Origin of the sequence: Streptomyces sp. NPDC005435 (genome assembly GCF_040703155.1) — a bacterium.
Lineage (GTDB): Bacteria > Actinomycetota > Actinomycetes > Streptomycetales > Streptomycetaceae > Streptomyces.
In genome coordinates, this window is sequence record NZ_JBEXEQ010000016.1 from 100,107 (window position 1) to 116,787 (window position 16,681).

The 16,681-nt window shown below is 70.2% G+C and carries 12 protein-coding genes and 4 pseudogenes; 10 read left to right on the top strand and 6 right to left on the bottom strand.

All coding sequences use genetic code 11. From position 1 onward, the window contains the following. Positions 1-73: 73 nt before the first annotated feature. Positions 74-1,552: a glutamate--cysteine ligase gene (locus tag AB0898_RS21485; protein ID WP_366804547.1), complete on the top strand. Its 1,479-nt coding sequence runs from the start codon at positions 74-76 to the stop codon at positions 1,550-1,552. Positions 1,553-2,272: 720 nt separating this feature from the next. Here AB0898_RS21485 and AB0898_RS21490 read toward each other — a convergent pair. From AB0898_RS21490 to AB0898_RS21515, 5 genes and pseudogenes are all read right to left on the bottom strand, one after another. Next, a pseudogene (locus AB0898_RS21490) lies at positions 2,273-2,990 on the bottom strand (type I-E CRISPR-associated endonuclease Cas1); the annotation flags it as partial. Positions 2,991-3,039: 49 nt separating this feature from the next. Then, positions 3,040-3,674: pseudogene (locus AB0898_RS31880) on the bottom strand (type I-E CRISPR-associated protein Cas6/Cse3/CasE); the annotation flags it as partial. Further along, a complete protein-coding gene (locus tag AB0898_RS21505) occupies positions 3,674-3,844 on the bottom strand; it encodes a hypothetical protein (protein ID WP_366804613.1) in 171 nt (56 codons plus the stop codon). The pseudogene AB0898_RS31880 and the gene AB0898_RS21505, both read right to left, overlap by 1 nt. 100 nt (positions 3,845-3,944) lie before the next feature. Continuing rightward, positions 3,945-4,226: pseudogene (locus AB0898_RS21510) on the bottom strand (type I-E CRISPR-associated protein Cas5/CasD); the annotation flags it as partial. Continuing rightward, positions 4,189-4,635, bottom strand: a complete 447-nt coding sequence (locus AB0898_RS21515; protein ID WP_366804548.1) for a CRISPR-associated endonuclease Cas3'' — start codon at positions 4,633-4,635, stop codon at positions 4,189-4,191. The gene AB0898_RS21515 and the pseudogene AB0898_RS21510, both read right to left, overlap by 38 nt. 818 nt (positions 4,636-5,453) lie before the next feature. On the opposite strand from AB0898_RS21515, the pseudogene AB0898_RS21520 reads away from it, so the two are divergent. Both AB0898_RS21520 and AB0898_RS21525 read left to right on the top strand, forming a co-directional pair. After that, positions 5,454-5,908: pseudogene (locus AB0898_RS21520) on the top strand (transposase); the annotation flags it as partial. Between the two features lie 672 nt (positions 5,909-6,580). After that, positions 6,581-7,612, top strand: coding sequence for an NAD-dependent epimerase/dehydratase family protein (locus AB0898_RS21525; RefSeq protein WP_366804549.1), 1,032 nt, complete (start codon positions 6,581-6,583; stop codon positions 7,610-7,612). A 192-nt stretch (positions 7,613-7,804) separates the two neighbouring features. Here the strand turns inward: AB0898_RS21525 and AB0898_RS21530 are convergent, their stop codons facing one another. Beyond that, positions 7,805-8,317, bottom strand: coding sequence for a DinB family protein (locus AB0898_RS21530; protein ID WP_366804550.1), 513 nt, complete (start codon positions 8,315-8,317; stop codon positions 7,805-7,807). A gap of 312 nt (positions 8,318-8,629) precedes the next feature. Between AB0898_RS21530 and AB0898_RS21535 the strand changes: the two genes are divergently transcribed. The 7 genes from AB0898_RS21535 (at position 8,630) to mmsB (ending at position 16,665) form a co-directional block, all read left to right on the top strand. Beyond that, positions 8,630-9,232 carry a flavin reductase family protein gene (locus AB0898_RS21535; RefSeq protein ID WP_366804551.1) on the top strand — a complete coding sequence of 201 codons (603 nt, stop codon included), beginning with the start codon at positions 8,630-8,632 and terminating at the stop codon, positions 9,230-9,232. 131 nt (positions 9,233-9,363) lie between these two features. Next, the gene (locus tag AB0898_RS21540; RefSeq protein ID WP_366804552.1) at positions 9,364-10,521 is read left to right on the top strand and encodes a mandelate racemase/muconate lactonizing enzyme family protein; all 1,158 of its coding nucleotides are present in this window, start codon (positions 9,364-9,366) and stop codon (positions 10,519-10,521) included. 23 nt (positions 10,522-10,544) lie between these two features. Further along, entirely contained in the window at positions 10,545-11,534 is a 990-nt protein-coding gene (locus AB0898_RS21545) for an alcohol dehydrogenase catalytic domain-containing protein (protein WP_366804605.1), read from the top strand. Positions 11,535-11,615: 81 nt separating this feature from the next. Continuing rightward, positions 11,616-12,584 (top strand): hypothetical protein, encoded by a 969-nt coding sequence (locus AB0898_RS21550; RefSeq protein WP_366804553.1) that lies wholly within the window; start codon positions 11,616-11,618, stop codon positions 12,582-12,584. A gap of 109 nt (positions 12,585-12,693) precedes the next feature. Continuing rightward, on the top strand, positions 12,694-13,812 hold the full coding sequence (chvE, locus tag AB0898_RS21555) for a multiple monosaccharide ABC transporter substrate-binding protein (protein WP_366804554.1): 1,119 nt from the start codon (positions 12,694-12,696) through the stop codon (positions 13,810-13,812). Positions 13,813-13,844: 32 nt separating this feature from the next. Then, on the top strand, positions 13,845-15,389 hold the full coding sequence (gene mmsA, locus AB0898_RS21560; protein WP_366804555.1) for a multiple monosaccharide ABC transporter ATP-binding protein: 1,545 nt from the start codon (positions 13,845-13,847) through the stop codon (positions 15,387-15,389). Between the two features lie 43 nt (positions 15,390-15,432). Then, positions 15,433-16,665, top strand: a complete 1,233-nt coding sequence (gene mmsB, locus AB0898_RS21565) for a multiple monosaccharide ABC transporter permease (protein WP_366804556.1) — start codon at positions 15,433-15,435, stop codon at positions 16,663-16,665. Positions 16,666-16,681: the final 16 nt, after the last annotated feature.

Sequence of the window (16,681 nt, forward strand, 5' to 3'; positions counted from 1 at the left end):
GCGTGGTGGGCCGGCCCGGGTGGTGCGACGCTGGGGTGGAGAAGGTGTCCGAGGAGGGAATCCAGGAGGGCCGATGGGACGTGACGTCCCGGCGCTCGTCTTCACCCGCGAGGACCGCCGCCGGTACCGGACCAAGATGCAGGAGTGCCTGGACGCGTTCGCGCAGATGCTCCGCGAGTCACGCTTCGAGTCCGAGCGGCCGCGGGTCGGCCTGGAGATCGAGCTGAACCTGGTGGACTCCGGCGCCGAACCGGCGATGCGCAACGTCGACGTGCTGGAGGCGATCGCGGACCCCGCCTGGTCGACGGAGCTGGGCCGGTTCAACCTGGAGATCAACGTGCCGCCGCGCGGGCTGACTTCGGGCGGTCCGGACGCCTGGGAGGCGGAGATCCGCGGCGCGCTCAACCACGCGGAGGACCGGGCCAGGACGGTGGGCGCGCGCCTGGTGATGGTCGGCATCCTGCCCACCCTGCGCCAGGAGGACATCGGCGAGAAGTCCCTGTCGGAGAACCCGCGTTACCGCCTGCTCAACGACCAGGTGTTCGCGGCCCGGGGCGAGGATCTGCGCCTTGAGGTGGACGGGGTGGACCGGCTGCGCGCCTGGGCGGACACCATCACCCCGGAGGCCGCGTGCACCAGCACCCAGTTCCATCTCCAGGTCTCGCCCGAGGAGTTCGCGCCGTACTGGAACGCGGCGCAGGCCATCGCCGGGGTGCAGGTGGGGCTGGCGGCCAACTCCCCGTTCCTGTTCGGCCGGGAGCTGTGGCACGAGACCCGTATCCCGCTGTTCGAGCAGGCCACCGACACCCGCCCCGAGGAGATCAAGGTCCAGGGGGTACGGCCCCGGGTGTGGTTCGGGGAGCGGTGGATCAACAGCGTCTTCGACCTGTTCGAGGAGAACCTGCGCTACTTCCCCGCGCTGCTGCCGCTGTGCGACGAGCAGGACCCCGGCGAGACGCTGGACCGGGGCGACATCCCGGAGCTGGGCGAACTGACCCTGCACAACGGCACCATCTACCGCTGGAACCGGCCCGTCTACGCGGTCGCGCACGACAAGCCGCACGTCCGCATCGAGAACCGGGTGCTGCCCGCCGGTCCGACGGTCGCGGACACCCTCGCCAACGGCGCGTTCTACTACGGCCTGACCCGCGCCCTGGTGGAGGAGGACCGCCCTGTGTGGTCGCGGATGTCGTTCGCGGCGGCCGAGGAGAACCTGCACACGGCGGCCCGCAACGGCATCGACGCGCTGCTGTACTGGCCGGGCATGGGCGAGGTGCCGGTCCCCGAACTGGTGCTGCGCCGGCTGCTGCCCCTCGCGCACCGGGGCCTTGAGCTGTCCGGCATGGACGCGGCCTGGCGCGAGCCGCTCCTCGGCATCATCGAACAGCGCTGCGTCACGGCGCGCAACGGGGCCGTGTGGCAGAAGGAGGTCTTCCACCGCTTCGACGCCACCACCGAGGCAGGCCGGCACGAGGCGCTCCGCCGGATGACCGAGACATACATCGACTACATGCACCTCAACGCCCCGGTACACACCTGGCCAACGGACTGAACCCTGCCGCCCGCCTGCGCGAACGCGACCGGCGCGGCTTACTGGACCGAGGCATCGACGCGAGACACAGGACACCGCCCTCTGGGTGACGTCGCGCTTAGCGGGACCACCACCCGGACCGTGGCAGAGCTTCACCGGCTGCCGAAGAGGAAGGACCGGGGCCGGCTGATGAGTCGTGGGCGGCGATCGAGCCGTTGCTGGACCCTCGCCGGACGGGCCGGCCGGTGCGGGACCGCCGCCAGGTGGTCAGCGGGATCCTGCGGAAGCGGGGCACGGGTGGCACCCGGCTCGACCTACCCGAACGCTACGGGCCCTGGAAGCACCCGGCGTGGACCCTCTTCCTGGCGCCGCAGCAGGGACCGTCCCCGCACGGGCGGGGAGCACTGGGGCGCCCCCTGTGGTCTGACCCTCGGCCCGGGACCATCCCCGCGCGGGCGGGGAGCACCGGCCCGGCAGGATCGCCGGACGACCTGGTGCGGGACCATCCCCGCGCGGGCGGGGAGCACCGGCCCGGCAGGATCGCCGGACGACCTGGTGCGGGACCATCCCCGCGCGGGCGGGGAGCACCGGCCCGGCAGGATCGCCGGACGACCTGGTGCGGGACCATCCCCGCGCGGGCGGGGAGCACAGTCCGTGAACTGCGGCTTTACGTGCGCGCAGAGCCGGTTTTCAGCACTTTCACTGAAATCGACATACCCACAAAAAGCCGCCCCATCGTACGTTGATGCGGTCTCGCAGAGCGTGGCGGGTACGGGCGCCGGCGTCCTCCTCGCTCTCGGCTACGACGTCGAACGCGAGTGGGATGCCGATGTCGGTCCTGTACGGACTGGACGAACCCGGGGGAGGCGACGGCGGCGTGCGCGATGCCGTACCCGCACTGGGCGGCCGTGGTGACGGCCTGGTTCACGGCGTCGCCGGCCTGGAAGTCACCGGGAACGTAGCGGCGCCCGCGCCAGGACACCCCGGTGCGGGCGGCCCGGGCGCGGTATCGGTCCTTGACGCGGCGGCCCTCACGGCCGAGGAGTTCCCGCCGGGTGAGGCCGGCCGGGTCTTCGTCGGGAAAGCGCAGCCGGTACATCTCGCGAGCGCCGGCGAGACGGCTGCGCGGATTCGCCCATGGGCGGGCCTGGGCCTCCATGAGAGCGGAGGAACGGCTCAGCGCGCGCGGAGGCGTAGAAGCGCACGCCGTGCTCGCCGATCCGGCAGACGGCGGCGCCGGTCTCCCCCAGGACGCTCATCGCCTGGTGTTCCGGGGCCCAGCAGGAGGGTGCCGATGGTCGCGGAGGGTATGTGGGCGGTGCCTTCCGCGTCCTGCGCGGTGATCGCGTTGGCGTCCCGGTGAACCGTGCAGCGCTCCAGGTATACGAAGGAGAGCCGATCGCCGACGCGGGTGAGATGCCGGGGGAGTCAGCGCCGCGCGTTGGGAGACCGTCGCCATTCGGTCGTCTGCGGAGCGGGGCCGATCGGGGCGAGAGTGAGCAGGCCGCCGGCTTGCCCCGACGTTTGCTGTCGGGGCCGCAGGACTTGTCGAAGGACAGGGAGCGCGCCGTCCTGACGGTGAGCTGGTGACGGTCGCCGTGTTCGGGGGCGCTGCCTGACGTGATGCCCTCGGGCAAGAGCCTCTCGGCATCGTGCTTCTCGAGGACGCGGAATCCGCAGCGCTGCTGCCGGACGGGGTCGAGGAGCCAGCCCTCCTGATGCGTGGGAGTGACGTGAGCGGTGAGCTTCGTGGGTTCCCCGTCCTTTCGGCGGACGGAGTGGACAGGGTTCGCGGTAAGCCGGAAGGCCCAGCGGTCACCGGCGGCCAGCTGGTCGAGGAGCAGTTTGCAAGAACGGGTCTGCCAGGCCGGGTTGTCCGAATCGGCCGTGGCCGACCAGCCGGCCTGCTCGACGAGGTGAGTCATGTCCGGGCGGTCGGGGCCGGCGACGTAGAGGAACACCTCGGCCCGTACTCGCCGTTCGAGACGCCACAGGACGCGGGGGGGGTATCGGGAGCCGGGACGTCGCTGGGCAGCACGCCGGGGAACGAGGACATCACAGCGGCGTGCATCGCCTGCGGCGAGGACAGGAGCCGACGGGCCCCGGGACGCGCTGTGTTGATACGGAAGCGGGAGAGAAACATCAGGCGCCTTCTTCGTCCGGAATCGCAAAGTGGTCGTCGGGCAATGCCTCGAAGGGGTCGTACCAAGGGGTGGAACCGACCGGGGCTCCCGGCAGCGGCACCGTTTCGGTGATGACGGGGCGCAGGCCGTGGCGGCGGTGTTCGACGGCGAAGCTCAAGGGCTTGGTCACGCAGGGCGTCCGCCGGGTTCACCTCGTCCGCCCTCTTCTCCCGCAGCACGGTCAGGCCGCTGGGACGGCGTTTGCGATACCACTTCGAGGCCTGCCAGGGCAGATCGCGCAGGACCTTCTCCACGCGGGAGTTGACGCGCAGATCCAGCTCGACAAGCTCGGCCGGGGGGCAGGACCGACAGCCGAGGCAGAGCGGACAGACCGGGTTGCGCAGGGCGGCGTGCAGAGCGGTGAGCAACGCGTACTCGCCCTCGACGGCGGCTACGAAGACGGCGTCGGCGACGCAGTAACGCTCGGAGAGCGGCATCGACTTGCCGGTGACACCGTGGTGCGCGGTGTGGAAGTCACGCGCTCGGCCCGGGCGTACGCAGCAACTCCTCATGCGCGAAAGCGGCTTTGATCTGACCGTGCTCGGGGGGAGTGCCGTGATGGGCGCCGACGGCAACGGTGAACTGGCCGGTTCGCCCTGGGGCCCACCCGCAGCGGTCCTCCAGCCACTCCCCCAACAGCGACTGCCCCGCCAGTCCGTGGGGAGCGAGCCGGCGATCGCACCCCATCGCCTGCCGGGAACGCATCTCCAGACCCTGATCGCGCATCGCGTCGGCCAGGCCGTCCACCTGGCAGGCAAACGCGGGCGTGGCCTTCCCGCTATCGTGCACGCCGGCCAGCCACACGGCGAGGACACGCCCGTCCGCCTCTTCACCCGGGAGCGCCTCGGCAATCAGCGTACGCACGGCTACGGGCAGCCACCTGTCCCACAGCAGCCCCGCGACCCCGGCACTGTCCTCCATGCGCCGGGGGCAACCAACCAGCGGAGTCATGGTCACGCTTGGCCCACACCGCCCGAGCCGCCCTGCCCAGCCAATGGTCATGACCCATCGAGGACATCACGCTTCAGATTGGAGCGACGAGCGGCAATCTCACGGTCGTCCTGGTGCCACGCTCTGCGGCCTGCAACCATGCGCCGGTACACCTGTCGACGCGCCGGCGAGACCTACCCGGCTGATGCTGACCATTCCGGAAGGCTTGCATGGCCAGTCCATTCGAGGTTCCACGCCGGGCACTCCGCGGAAGTTCGGCGGGCCTTCTTCACCACCGCGAGAAGGTCGGCCTGCCGGCCGGAAGAGAGCACCAAGCCAGGCCCACGTTACGAGGTGACCAATTTGACCACAGACGCAGCCGACTCTTTGGCATACTGTGACTCAATAGTCCAGTTCTTGGAAAGTGGGCAAAAACAGCGCTCGGCAATGACGTAGGCCCAGGTCACCCCCTGTGCTCCCCGCGCACGCGGGGATGGTCCCTTGGGGTCGTCGATGCCCACGCCGATGATCTTGTGCTCCCCGCGCACGCGGGGACAGTCCCTTCTCCTGATCCCAGGAAGCGGGTCTTGCGTGATCCAAGCACGCAAGGCAAAGATCGCACCTCGGCACCGGACGAAGTTCGGCTTTCCTCGTGGCTCCTCCGCGCGCAGGGTAAGCAGGGGAATCCGCCCTCAGCCGACACCCCTGCAAAGCAAGATCGGGCGGGATCACCGGCAGGTCATCGACGCGATCGCCCTTAAGGACCGCACCGGCCCCCTGGACGAACCTGTTCGAGTACTTCGACTCACGTCGCGGTCGACTCCACCATCATCCGCGCCCACCAGCACGCCACCAGGGCCCGTCAAAAGGGGCCCCGGCCGCCGAGCCGGACCACGATGCCCTCGGACGATCCCTCGGCGGACCGACCCCCAAAATCCACCTCGCCCCCGACAGCCGCTGCCGCCCGCTCGCCTTCTTCCTCACGCCCGGCCACGCAGGCGATGCACCAGCATTCCCTGAGGTCATGTCCCGGTTACGGGTACCGCGACGAACCGGCCGCCCCAGGACGACACCGGATGCGGTCCTGGCCGACAAGGCCTGTTCGTCCCGCGCGATCCGGCCCCGTCTCCGCAGGCGCGGGATTCGGGCCGTGATCCCGCGGTCCTCCGGCCAGGGCGCCAATTACAAGCGGCTCGGCGGCCGTCCACCGACCTTCGGCCGCGAGGCACACAAGCAGCGGAACACGGTCGAACGGTGCATCGACACCCGGTACGCCAAGACCGCCACCATCTGCCTCGGAGGTGCGGCCAACCTGCCCGGTCGAGCGTGACTTCGATGTCGATCGGAGCGGACCGCCACATTGCGCTGAGGAGCGCATCCCCTCTGGGCTCGCCAATGGCAGCGTGATCGAAGCCGCTGTCTCCGCCACCGCTGACGTGTAGGTCCGCCCAGGCAGGGTCCTCGGCGAAGCATGCCTGGAACTCCGCCTTCCAGTACGGGGGCTGCCAGTACGGATGCTGCCGATCGCCGTCCTCGTTGACCGTCGGCAGTCGCTTAAGGGACAGCGCGGGCCGGTTTCCGGTCCAGTGCCAGACGCCCCACTCGACTAGGAAGCCGTCCCCGTGGCCCTCAGGCCCCTCAACGCCCTCGACCGGCATCTGCATGAACTCCTCGAAGGCAGCCCACGCCGCCTCCACGGTGCAGGCGCCAGCGGCGACGCCATGCCGGCCCGGAATCCGCTCGAACGCTGTGACGCTGGACCGCCAGGAGATGGACATGCCGCCAGGCTGGCTGCAAGAGAATCCGCGTGGCATCGAGCGGCACATCGAGCAGGCTCCTGCCCCGAACGGCCTCGATGGCTCCCCAGCCGGTCGGGCAACGCGGGACATGCCGTGGTGGTGGCACACAGGGCAAACGGAGGGGCAGGATCGGCGTCGTGCAGATTCTGGTGCTTGGCGGAACCTGGTTCCTCGGACGGGCAGTTGTTCAGGCCGCACTCGATCAAGGGTGGTCGGTGGATGCCTTCAACAGGGGAAGGTCCGGCTCCGCGCCGGACGGAACGCGCGAGATTCACGGAGATCGCACCGTACGCGGGGATCTGGTGCGCTTGGCGCAGCAGGGGCCTTGGGATGCCGTGGTCGACACCTCGGCCTCCGAGCTTGCCCCGCGCGACGTGCTGGCGGGAGCGCGGGCACTGGAACCCGTCGCGCGGAAGTACGTCTATATCTCGACCGTGAACGCCTACCGCGGATGGCCGGACGAGCCGCTCACGGAATCCTCGGAGCTGCTCGACGCACCCGCTGACGCCGACGTGAACTATGGTCGTCTTCCGGCGAATTGGGACGGACCGGACTGGTACTACGGTCGGCAGAAGGCCGGCGCCGAGCGTGCGGCGAAGGAGGCGTTCGGCGCTTCCCGTGTCTCGATCCTGCGGCCTGGCGTCATCCTGGGGCCCGGGGAATACGTGGGCCGCCTTCCGTGGTGGCTGCGGCGGGCTTCCAAGGGTGGGGCGATCCTTGCTCCGGGCGTCCCGGACAAGGCGATCCAACCGGTGGATGTACGCGACGTGGCAGCGTTCGCGCTGGAGCAGGCTGCTTCGTCAAGCGGTGGTGAGTTCAACGTGACCGCGCCGTTGGACCACGCGACCGTGGGCGGCTTCCTCGGCACCTGCGTCGATGCGACCGGGGGCGCCGGCGAGCTTGTCTGGGCACCTGACGATCTCCTCGTGGCGCACGGCGTGCGGCAGTGGACCGAGCTGCCGCTCTGGCGCACCAATACGGGCGTATGGAACGTCGATTCTTCGGGCGCGCAGGTGGCCGGTCTCCGATGCCGGCCTCTCACGGAGACCGTTCGCGCTACGTGGGAGTGGACGCAGTCTGGCGGGGTACCCGTCGAGCATCCTCGTTGGGCCGAGCATGGGATCTCCCCGGAGAAGGAGGCGGCGATCCTTGCCGAGTTGGGGTTCTGAAGGTCAGCTCTCGATGGCCAGGGGAGTCGTGGCTCCGAGCCTGTTCGCTGATGCTTCCCTGGTGAAGTCCTTGATGCGCTCCCCGAGTTGAACTGCTTCGGGGGAACTCCGGAATTCCGCTCGGCTCAGGCCGCCCCGGCGACCAGCGCCTACGCGCTGTCGTCGCCAGGGCTGACGCTGCCTGATCCGGCGCTAAACGCCGGTGGTGCCATCGATGCGTTCCCGGACGAGGTCGGCGTGGCCGTTGTGGCGGGCGTACTCCTCGATCATGTGGACGTAGATCCAGCGGAGGTTGACGTCCTGCTCCATGAAGCGGCCCGTATCGGTCAGCGCACGGTCGGCGCAGTGCTCGCGGGCGCGGGCGATCTCCGCGTGCCAGGTGGCGAGGGCGTCGCTCAGGGCGGCGCCCTCAGCCACGTCGAAACCGCCGTCGGGGGCATCCGGGTCGGCCTGCGGGTCGTAGATGGGCGGGGCCTGTTCGCCGGCGAGCACGCGGCGGAACCAGTTCCGCTCCACCTCCGCCATGTGCTGGACCAGGCCCGTCAACGTGAAGCCGGACGGCGGCACGGACGCGACGGCGGCCTGCTCATCGTCCAGACCCTCGCACTTCATGGCCAGTGTGGTGCGGTGAAAGTCGAGCCAGCTCTCAAGCGTCGTGCGCTCGTCGGTGTTCAGGGGCGGCATAGGTCGGTCGATGGCGCTCATCGGTCGATTATCGCCAGCGGCCGAAGCCGTCGACAGGCGGGGCCGTCCAGCCGCGTTCCCGGGCCGGCAGTTGGAGCAGCGTCCGCGCCCGCTCTCTCATCTCCGACGACTCCCTTCCAGCCGGAGGTAACGAAGGAGGCCCGTTCGGCCTGGAACGGGAGGGTGAGCGGAGGGGTCGGTTGGTCATGGCGGTGGTGTTCCAGGGCTCGGCGCCTGCCGGCATCGGGCACTTTCCGTCGGGACCAGGGCTTGGCGGTGCTGCGATCCGGGCTACGATTCGCCGCCTCCGTGCCGACCTGGATACTTACAGGTATGCGCGTTGACTTCGATCCTGCGAACATGCCCGCCCGCGACTTCTACCGCCTGCTCACCTCGGTGGTGGTGCCGCGGCCGATCGCTTGGGTGTCCACGGTCAGCCCGGACCGCTCTCTGCCGAACCTCGCTCCGCACTCCTTCTTCACGGTCGCCTCCACCGACCCGCCGATCGTGCAGTTCACCTCGGTGGGGCGGAAGGACTCGCTGCACAACGTGGAGGCCACCGGGGAGTTCGTCGTCAATCTCGCTCCGGAGCCGCTGTTCGCCGAGATCAACGCGACCGCGACCGACTTCCCGCGCGACGAGGGCGAGTTCGACGCCGTGGGCATCGCACAGGAGCCCTCGCTGAAGGTGCGTCCGCCGCGTGTGGCTGACTCGCCGGCGGCGATCGAGTGCGTGCTGCACGCGACGCTGGGCCTGGGCGACTCGACGGTGGTGTTCGGCCGGGTCGTGCACGTGGTCGTCGACGAGGACGCCCTGGTGGACGGGCGGCCCGACATCGGATTGCTGCGCCCCCTGGCCAGGCTGGGCGGGAACGAGTGGAGCACGATCGGCGACGTGCGCGAGCTGGCGCGCGAGCGGTACGAGAAGCGGGACTAGAGCTGGTCCACCTCCGCTTGCCGGAACGGTTGCCCGCTCAACCCATTGACACCCCCCGCGCCCCCTCCCTACTGTCACGCCAGCATTTCGAACGCATGACGAAATTTCGAACACCGAGGGGTGGGCGGGGCGTGCGTATCACCGGAATCAGCACCCATGTGGTCGGCACACCGTGGCGGAACCTGACCTATGTGCAGGTCCACACGGACGAGGGGCTCACCGGCGTCGGGGAGACCCGGATGCTCGGGCACACCGACGCCCTGATCGGCTATCTGCGGGAGGCCGAGGCCAACCACATCGCGGGCTCGGACCCGTTCGCCGTGGAGGACCTGGCCCGCCGGATGAAGTACGGCGACTTCGGCCGGGCCGGGGAGATCGTGATGTCGGGCATCGCGGTGGTCGAGACGGCCTGCTGGGACATCAGGGGCAAGGCGCTCGGCGTACCGGTGTGGCAGCTGCTCGGCGGAAAGGTCACCGACCGCGTCAAGGCGTACGCGAACGGCTGGTACACCACCGAGCGCACTCCGGAGGCGTACCACGAGGCGGCCCGCGCGGTCGTGGCGCGGGGGTACCGGGCGCTGAAGATCGACCCGTTCGGCACCGGCCACTTCGAGCTGGACCACGAGCGCACCCGGTACGCCGTCTCGCTGATCGAGGCCGTACGGGACGCGATCGGGCCGGACACCGAACTCATGCTGGAGATGCACGGCCGCTTCTCCCCCGCCACCGCGATCCGCCTCGCCCGCGAACTGGCGCCCTTCGACCCCGCCTGGCTGGAGGAGCCGGTGCCGCCGGAGAACCTCAAGGCGCTGGAGAAGGTGGCCGCCAAGGTGGACGTCCCGATCGCCACCGGGGAACGGATGCACGACCGGATCGAGTTCCGGGAGCTGTTCGAGAGCCAGGCGGCGGACATCCTCCAGCCGGACGTCGGTCACATCGGCGGCATCTGGGAGACCCGCAAGCTGGCCGCGACCGCCGAGACCCACTACCTGCTGCTCGCCCCGCACAACGTGGGCGGCCCGGTCCTGACCGCCGCCTCGCTCCAAGTCGGCTTCAGCACCCCGAACTTCAAGATCCTGGAGCACTTCAACGACTTCGCGGACGCGGAGATCAAGACGGTGGTGAAGGGCGCCCCCGAGGTGGTCGACGGCTACTTCCACCTCTCCGACACCCCCGGCCTCGGCGTCGAGCTGGACACCGACGCGGCGGCCGAATTCCCGCAGCAGCAAGCCCGGTTCGACCTGTGGGCCGAGGGCTGGGAGCGGCGCCGGCCGAAGGGGACGAAGTGAGTGTCCGGGTGGAGGGCGACGCGGTGAGCGTGCAGGTGGTGGTCGAGGCGCCGGGCACGCACCGCCTGGAGCCGCACACGCCCCGCGAACCGGGCCCCGGCGAGGCCCTGGTCGCCGTGCACGCGGTCGGCGTCTGCGGCAGCGACCGCGAGCTGTACCGGGGCAACCGGCCCGCGCCGTACGTGCGTTACCCCGTGGTCCCGGGGCACGAGTGGTCCGGCACCGTCCGCGCGGTGGGCGCCGGGGTGCCGGAACACCTGGTCGGCCGCAAGGTGGTCGGCGAGGGTTTCCGCAACTGCCAGGTGTGCGCCCGCTGTCACACGGGCGAGACCACGCTCTGCGAGGCGGGGTACGAGGAGACCGGCTTCACCCAGCCCGGCGCGATGGCCCCCACCCTCACCCTGCCCGCCCGGCTGCTGCACCCCCTGCCCGACGACGCCGACCTCACCGCGGCCGCCCTCCTTGAGCCCGCCGCCTGCGTCGCGGCCGCCGCCCTGCTGGCCGACGCCCGGCCGGGCGAGCGGGTCGCGGTGGTCGGCACGGGGACGCTCGGGATGCTCGCGGTGCGGTTCCTCGCCGCGGTCTCTCCCAGGGAACTCCTGGTGGTGGGGCTCGACCGCGAACGCGAGCCGCTGGCAAAGGAGTTCGGCGCCACGGACTTCGCGGTGAGCGGCCCGGACCTTCCCGGCGGCTACGACGTGGTGATCGAGGCCGCGGGCTCCGCCGAAGCCGCGTTCACCGCCTCCACCCTGCTCCGGCGCGGCGGCCGCCTGGTCCTCACCGGCATCCCGGCGCCGGGCGCCGTGGGGCTGGACCCCGCCGACCTCGTCGTACGACGCCTTGAGGTGCGGACGGTCTTCGGCGCTCCCCCGGTCGCCTGGGCGCACGCGGTACGGCTGTTCGGCGCCGGTCTCCTCGACCCACTGCCGCTGGTGTCGCACCGGCTGCCGCTGACCGAGTTCGCGCGGGCGGTCGAAGCGGCGGGACCCGGGAAGGTGCTCCTGCTGCCCTGACCTGCGCACCAGTGCCACCAGGAGGCCCGCACGCCCGAAGATCCGAACCCTGTCCGGCATACCGAACACGAAAGGCAGCCCGTGACCGACCTTTCCGCTCCGGCAGTCCGCAGGCCCGGCGAGCAGGCGCTCGCCGCTCTGGGGCTCGCCGCGCCCGCCCCCGACCCCGCCGACGCCTCCCCGCACTGCTTCCCGGGCGGCGGGAGCTGGCGTACCGAGATCCCGTCGTGCGAGGGGCCCGAGGCACTGGCCGTCGTGCTGGCCGAGGCGGCGCGGCTGGACGTGCCGGTGCACCGGATCAGCCAGGGCAGCGGTGTCTGGATGCTCACGGACGCCGAGATCACCGAGATGGCCGGGGCGACCCGCGAACGCGGCATCGAGCTCTGCCTGTTCACCGGGCCGCGCGGCACCTGGGACACCGGCGGAGCCGTACGCTCCGACTCGGGCGGCGGCGGTCCGCGCGCCCGGGGTCACGACGCGGTGGCCGGCTGTGTCGAGGACGCGGTGCGCGCGACCGAACTGGGCGTGCGCTGCCTGCTGGTGGCCGACGAGGGCGTGCTGTGGGCGCTGCACCGGGCGCGCGAGTCGGGGGTGCTCCCGGCGGACACCACGCTGAAGGTCTCCGCGCTCATCGGCCCGGTCAACCCGGTCTCCTACGCGGTGTTCGAGCGGCTGGGCGCCGACTCGATCAACGTGCCCGGTGATCTCACCCTCGCCCATCTCACCGAGATCCGCCGGGTGTCCGGCGCCCCCATGGACATGTACATCGAGGCGCCGGACGACCTCGGCGGCCAGGTGCGGATGTACGAGGTGGCCGAGCTGATCCGGCGCGGCGCCCCGCTGTATCTGAAGTTCGGCCTGTCGAAGGCGCCCGGCATCTACCCGTGGGGCGCCCACCTCAGGAGCGTCGCCCTGGACACCGCGCGGGAGCGGGTACGACGCGGCCGGCTGGTCCTCGACCTGCTCGCCCGGCACGGCGCCGACCACGGCATGGCCCCGCTCGGCACCCGCCTCCCCGGCCCCCTGCGCCGCTTCCCCGTGACCGCGTGAATCCGTAGCACCCGCACCACCACCGCCTGCCCCGAAGGACACACCCCGCACGGCCCGACCCGCTCAACGCCGAGACACCCAACGCCGAGACGAACAAGGACGGTTCCCCATGCGCGACCGCTACACCGCACGCCCCCGCAGAGTCGCCCTCGCCGCGACCGCCGTACTCGCCCTCACCCTGACCGCCTGCGGGCAGAGCGGCGAGGGCGGCAGCGAGGACAAGGGCGGCGGTGCCAAGGGCGGCACCATCGGCGTCGCCATGCCGACCAAGTCCTCCGAGCGCTGGATCGCGGACGGCGACAACGTCGTCAAGGACCTGCACGCCAAGGGGTACAAGACCAAGCTCGTGTACGGCGAGGACGACCCGGACACCCAGGTCGCCCAGATCGAGAACCTGATCACGCAGGGCGTCAAGGGCCTGATCATCGCGGCGATCGACAACAAGTCCCTGAACAACGTGCTCCAGGAGGCCGCCGACGCCCACATCCCGGTCATCGCCTACGACCGGCTGATCCTCGGAACCAAGAACGTGGACTACTACGCCTCCTTCGACAACGAGAAGGTCGGCGAGCTGCAAGGCACGTACATCACGCACACGTTGGGGCTGGACAGCGGCAAGAAGGGGCCGTTCTCCATCGAGTTGTTCGCCGGGTCCAACGACGACAACAACACCAAGTACTTCTTCGGCGGCGCGATGAAGGTGCTCCAGCCGTACATCGACAGGAAGCAGCTCGTGGTGAGGTCCGGGCAGACCGCGCTCAACCAGGTCACCACCCTGCGCTGGGACGGCACCACCGCCCAGCACCGCATGGAGGACCTGCTGACCTCGGCGTACCGCTCCGGCCGGGTGGACGCGGTGCTCTCCCCGTACGACGGCATCTCCATCGGCATCCTGTCCGCGCTGAAGTCGGACGGCTACGGCCCGAAGAGCAAGCCGCTGCCGGTCGTCACCGGGCAGGACGCGGAGCTGGCGTCGGTGAAGTCGATCATCGCCGGGGAGCAGACGCAGACGGTCTACAAGGACACCCGCAAGCTCGCCGAGGTCGCCGCGAACATGGTGGACGCCACCCTCAAGGACAAGAAGCCCGAGGTCAACGACTCCAAGACCTATGACAACGGTGCCAAGGTCGTGCCCGCCTATCTGCTCCAGCCGGTCAGCGTCGACAAGGGCAACTACCGCGAAGTCCTGGTCGACGGCGGCTACTACACCGAGTCCCAGCTCAAGTGACGGCCGACTCCCCCGACTTGGAAGGCGCGGCCATGACGGAACCCGTGCTCGAAATGCGCTCGATCGTCAAGACCTTCCCCGGCGTCACGGCCCTGTCCGACGTCACCCTGACCGTCCGGCGGGGCGAGGTGCACGCCATCTGCGGGGAGAACGGCGCCGGGAAGTCCACCCTGATGAAGGTGCTCTCCGGGGTTCATCCGTACGGGAGTTACGCGGGCGAGGTGCTCTTCGAGGGCGAGGAGTGCCGGTTCCGGGACATCCGGGCCAGCGAGCGGCAGGGCATCGTCATCATCCACCAGGAACTGGCGCTGGTACCGTATCTCTCCCTCGCGGAGAACCTGTTCCTCGGCAACGAGCACGCCCGGCGCGGTCTGATCGACTGGACCGAGACCCTGCGGCACGCCACGAAGCTGCTGCGCCGGGTCGGTCTGGACGAGCATCCGGAGACGCGGGTCGCGGACATCGGCGTCGGCAAGCAGCAGTTGGTGGAGATCGCCAAGGCGCTGGCGAAGTCGGTGCGGCTGCTGATCCTGGACGAGCCGACGGCGGCCCTGAACGACGAGGACAGCGGCAAACTCCTCGATCTCATCCTGGAGTTGAAGGCCCAGGGGATCACCTGCATCGTGATCTCGCACAAGCTGAACGAGATCCGCCGGGTGGCCGACTCGGTGACCGTACTGCGCGACGGCCGCTCGGTGGAGACGCTGGACGTGCGGGCGCCGGAGACCACCGAGGAGCGGATCATCGCGGGCATGGTCGGCCGCGACCTCGACCACCGCTTCCCCGAACGGCCGCCGCATCAGGCGGAGTTGGGCGCCGCTCCGGCGCTGGAGGTGCGCGGCTGGACCGTACGGCATCCGATCGACCGCCGGCGCAAGGTCGTGGACGACGTGTCGCTGGAGGTGCGCCGGGGCGAGATCGTCGGCATCGCCGGGCTGATGGGCGCGGGCCGCACCGAGCTGGCGATGAACGTGTTCGGCCGCTCCTACGGCCGGTACGCGGGCGGCACGGTGCTCAAGGACGGCCGGGAGATCCGTACCCGGACGGTGGCGGAGGCGGTGGGGCACGGGATCGCGTACGTCACCGAGGACCGCAAGCACTACGGGCTCAACCTCATCGACACCGTGCACCGCAACGTCTCGCTGACCGCGCTGGGCAAGGTGGCCCGGCGCGGGATCGTGGACGAGCACGCGGAGCGGCGGGCGGCGGAGGGGTTCCGTACCGCGATGAACATCAAGGCGCCGACCGTGCTGGAGCCGGTCGGCCGGCTGTCGGGCGGCAACCAGCAGAAGGTCGTCCTCAGCAAGTGGATCTTCGCGGACCCGGACGTGCTGATCCTGGACGAGCCGACGCGGGGCATCGACGTGGGCGCCAAGTACGAGATCTACACCGTGATCGGGCGGCTCGCGGCCGAGGGCCGGGCGGTGGTCTTCATCTCCTCCGAACTGCCCGAACTGCTCGGCATGTGCGACCGGATCTACACCATGTCCGCCGGTCGGCTGACCGGCGAGGTGCCACGGGCGGAAGCCACCCAGGAAGCGCTGATGCGCCTGATGACCAGAGACGACGACGCGTGATGACCGGAGACCGCGTGACGACCGGAGACGAAGAGGTGACGCCATGAGCGCGGACGTGACGGCCCCGGCCCCGCCGGAGCGCGACGGGCCGCCCGCCGGGCCGGGCGTGCTCCGGCTGATGCTGGACGGCCTGCGCCGCAACATGCGCCAGTACGGGATGGTGATCGCGCTCGGCCTGATCGTCGTCCTGTTCGCGGTGTGGACCGACGGCGATCTGCTGCTGCCGCGCAACGTGTCCAACCTGGTGCTCCAGAACAGCTACATCCTGGTGCTGGCGATCGGGATGATGCTGGTGATCATCTCGGGGCACATCGATCTGTCGGTGGGCTCGCTGACCGCGTTCGTCGGGGCGTTCCTGGCGGTGCTGAACGTACGGCACGACGTGCCTTGGCCACTGGCGCTGGTGCTGTGTCTGCTGGTGGGCGCGGCGGCGGGGGCGGTGCAGGGGTATCTGATCGCCTACCTGGGCATCCCGTCGTTCATCGTGACGCTCGCCGGGATGCTGCTGTTCCGGGGGCTGACGGAGATCCTGCTGAAGGGGCAGACCCTGGGTCCGTTCCCGGAGGGGCTCCAGAAGATCGGCAACGGCTTCCTGCCCGCGTTCGGCCCCGACACCGACTACCACAACCCGACGTTGCTCCTTGGCCTGCTGCTGATCGTGGCCGTGGTCTGGCAGGAGGTCCAAGGGCGGCGCAGACAGCGGGAGTTCGCGCTCCAGGTGCCCCCGCTCAGGCTCTTCGCGCTGAAGCTGGCCGCGCTGGTCGCCGCGATCGGCGCCCTGACCCTGCTGCTCGCCAGCTACAAGGGCGCCCCGATCATCCTCATCGCCCTCGGCGCCCTGGTCGTCGGCTACGGCTACCTCATGCGCAACGCGGTCTTCGGGCGGCACGTGTACGCGATCGGCGGCAACCTGCCCGCGGCGAAGCTGTCCGGGGTGAAGGACAAGAAGGTCACCTTCCTGGTCTTCCTGAACATGGGCGTCCTCGCCGCGCTGGCCGGACTGGTGGTCGCCGCCCGGCTCAACGCGGCCTCACCGAAGGCCGGCGTCAACTTCGAACTGGAGGCCATCGCCTCGTCGTTCATCGGCGGCGCCTCCATGAGCGGCGGCGTGGGCACGGTCCTCGGCGCCATCATCGGCGGGCTCGTCCTCGGCGTGCTGAACAACGGGATGAACCTGCTGAGCGTCGGCACCGACTGGCAACAGGTCATCAAGGGCCTCGCGTTGCTGCTGGCGGTCGGCTTCGACGTGTGGAACAAGCGCAGATCGGGAGCGTGAACCGGGCTGCGCAGAA